Source organism: Caballeronia udeis (assembly GCF_001544555.2).
GTDB lineage: Bacteria > Pseudomonadota > Gammaproteobacteria > Burkholderiales > Burkholderiaceae > Caballeronia > Caballeronia udeis.
The window spans coordinates 1-1,845 of the sequence record NZ_FCOK02000180.1 but is presented as its reverse complement, the minus strand read 5'-3'; the positions used below and the strand labels follow the sequence as shown (position 1 = coordinate 1,845).

Here is a 1,845-nt window from a genome sequence, read left to right as displayed (position 1 = left end):
CAGCTGGATAGTGTCCAAAGTAGTCCCCACCAAATAAGTGATGGGGACTACTTTGTCTAAAGATGAGATGCAGATTTCGAATCGCAAGGGCCGACCGAACTACGATCCGGCCTACAAGCGGCAGGTCGCGATCGCGGCCTGTGAATCCAATGTTTCCGTGGCTAAACTTGCTCAGGCCCATGGACTCAATCCAAATATGGTTTTCAAATGGCGCCGCGAATACCGCGCCGGGTTGCTTAGCAACGGCGGCGCCGGAGCGACAGTGCTACTCCCTGTGAGCTTGCCAACGGAGGTAAAAGCGGAGGCCTCCACGGCCCCGGCGGTAGCTGCAAATCCTGAGGGGCCTGTGCGTGATGCAGCAAGCATCGAGATCGAGCTCAATGGAGCGTGCGTTCGGCTCACTGGCAGGGTCGACCCCGTTCAATTGCGTTTAGTGCTGCGTTGTCTGATGCCCGTATGATCGCACCTCCTTCCGGCACCCGTATTTGGCTGGCCGCTGGCATTACGGACATGCGTCGCGGCATGGACGGCCTCGCTACTCTTGTTCAATCCACTCTGGAACTTGATCCGTTTTCTGGTCACGTTTTCGCCTTTCGTGGACGGCGCGGTGACATCATTAAGATTTTGTGGTGGAGTGGCGACGGCATGAATCTTTATGCGAAGCGTCTTGAGCGCGGCCGTTTTATCTGGCCTCAGGCCGAATCAGGCAGCATTCATCTCTCCGCAGCCCAGCTTTCGATGCTCTTGGAGGGCATTGATTGGCGACGGCCTGAACGGACCTGGCAGCCTACTCGGGCAGCTTAAAAAAAGCCTCTGCGCAAGCGTTCAGAAGCGGCGGGCATGTTTTAAAATAACGAGCATGCCCGCTAGTTCCCTTCCTGATGACATCGCCGTCCTCAAGCGCATGCTGGCTTCGCGCGACGAGACGATTGCCCAGTTGGTGGCCGAGATTGCACGTCTTAAACGCTGGCAGTACGGTCGTTCATCCGAGCGTATGACTGAGCTGATGGATCAGCTCGAACTGGCGCTTGGAGATTTGCCCGTACAGCAGGTGCCGAGCGTTCCAACTGCAGACTTGCCCGTCGAGGGCGAAACGGTCGATTCGAAGGAAACAGACAAGGCCGCCGCTCGTCGCCGCAAACCACGCACGTTTCCCGACCACCTCCCACGTGAGACCCTGGTTCATGCGCCCGCGACTTGTGACTGTCCCGAATGCGGAACCCATATGCGTGCGCTCGGCGAAGACGTTTCCGAGATGCTCGATTATGTGCCGGGTTACTTCAAGGTGACTCGGCACGTGCGTCCCAAACTAGCGTGTGGTCGCTGTTCCAAAGTCGTGCAGGTTGCTGCTCCTTCCCGCCCAATCGCAAGGGGTATGGCCGGGGCGGGTCTGCTGGCTCAAGTAGTGGTTTCCAAATACGCTGACCATACCCCGCTGTATCGACAAGCAAGCATCTATCGCCGTGCAGGCATCGAGCTTGATCGCGCAACGCTGGCTTCTTGGGTGCGCGAAGCAGGTCGCCTCCTTGAACCCCTGGCCGACGCCATAGGTCAGTATGTCCTGCAGGCGCAAAAGATCCATACCGACGATACGCCGGTGCCAGTGTTAGATCCCGGTCGCGGAAAGACACGCACGGCGCGACTATGGACGTATGTGAGAGACGATAGGCCAGCAGGCAACCAGGCGCCGCCAGCGGTCTGGTACCAGTACTCGCCTGACCGCAAAGGCGAAAGGCCCAGAGCACATCTCGAGGGCTATTGCGGAATCCTGCAAGCGGATGCCTATAGCGGGTATTCCGCGCTATATCGCGCTGGCCAGATTATCGAAGCCGCTTGCTGGGCCCA

Annotated in this window: 3 protein-coding genes; all 3 read left to right on the top strand. The window is 58.3% G+C overall.

Annotated features, from left to right (window positions below; translation table 11 throughout):
* Window positions 1-52 precede the first annotated feature (52 nt).
* Window positions 53-460 carry an IS66-like element accessory protein TnpA gene (tnpA, locus tag AWB69_RS45030; RefSeq protein ID WP_231937465.1) on the top strand — a complete coding sequence of 136 codons (408 nt, stop codon included), beginning with the start codon at window positions 53-55 and terminating at the stop codon, window positions 458-460.
* The gene (gene tnpB / locus AWB69_RS45025) at window positions 457-804 is read left to right on the top strand and encodes an IS66 family insertion sequence element accessory protein TnpB (protein ID WP_062093208.1); all 348 of its coding nucleotides are present in this window, start codon (window positions 457-459) and stop codon (window positions 802-804) included. The genes tnpA and tnpB overlap by 4 nt, the downstream gene beginning before the upstream one ends.
* A 55-nt stretch (window positions 805-859) precedes the next feature.
* On the top strand, window positions 860-1,845 hold a 986-nt coding region (gene tnpC, locus AWB69_RS45020), incomplete at its 3' end, for an IS66 family transposase (RefSeq protein WP_156529222.1).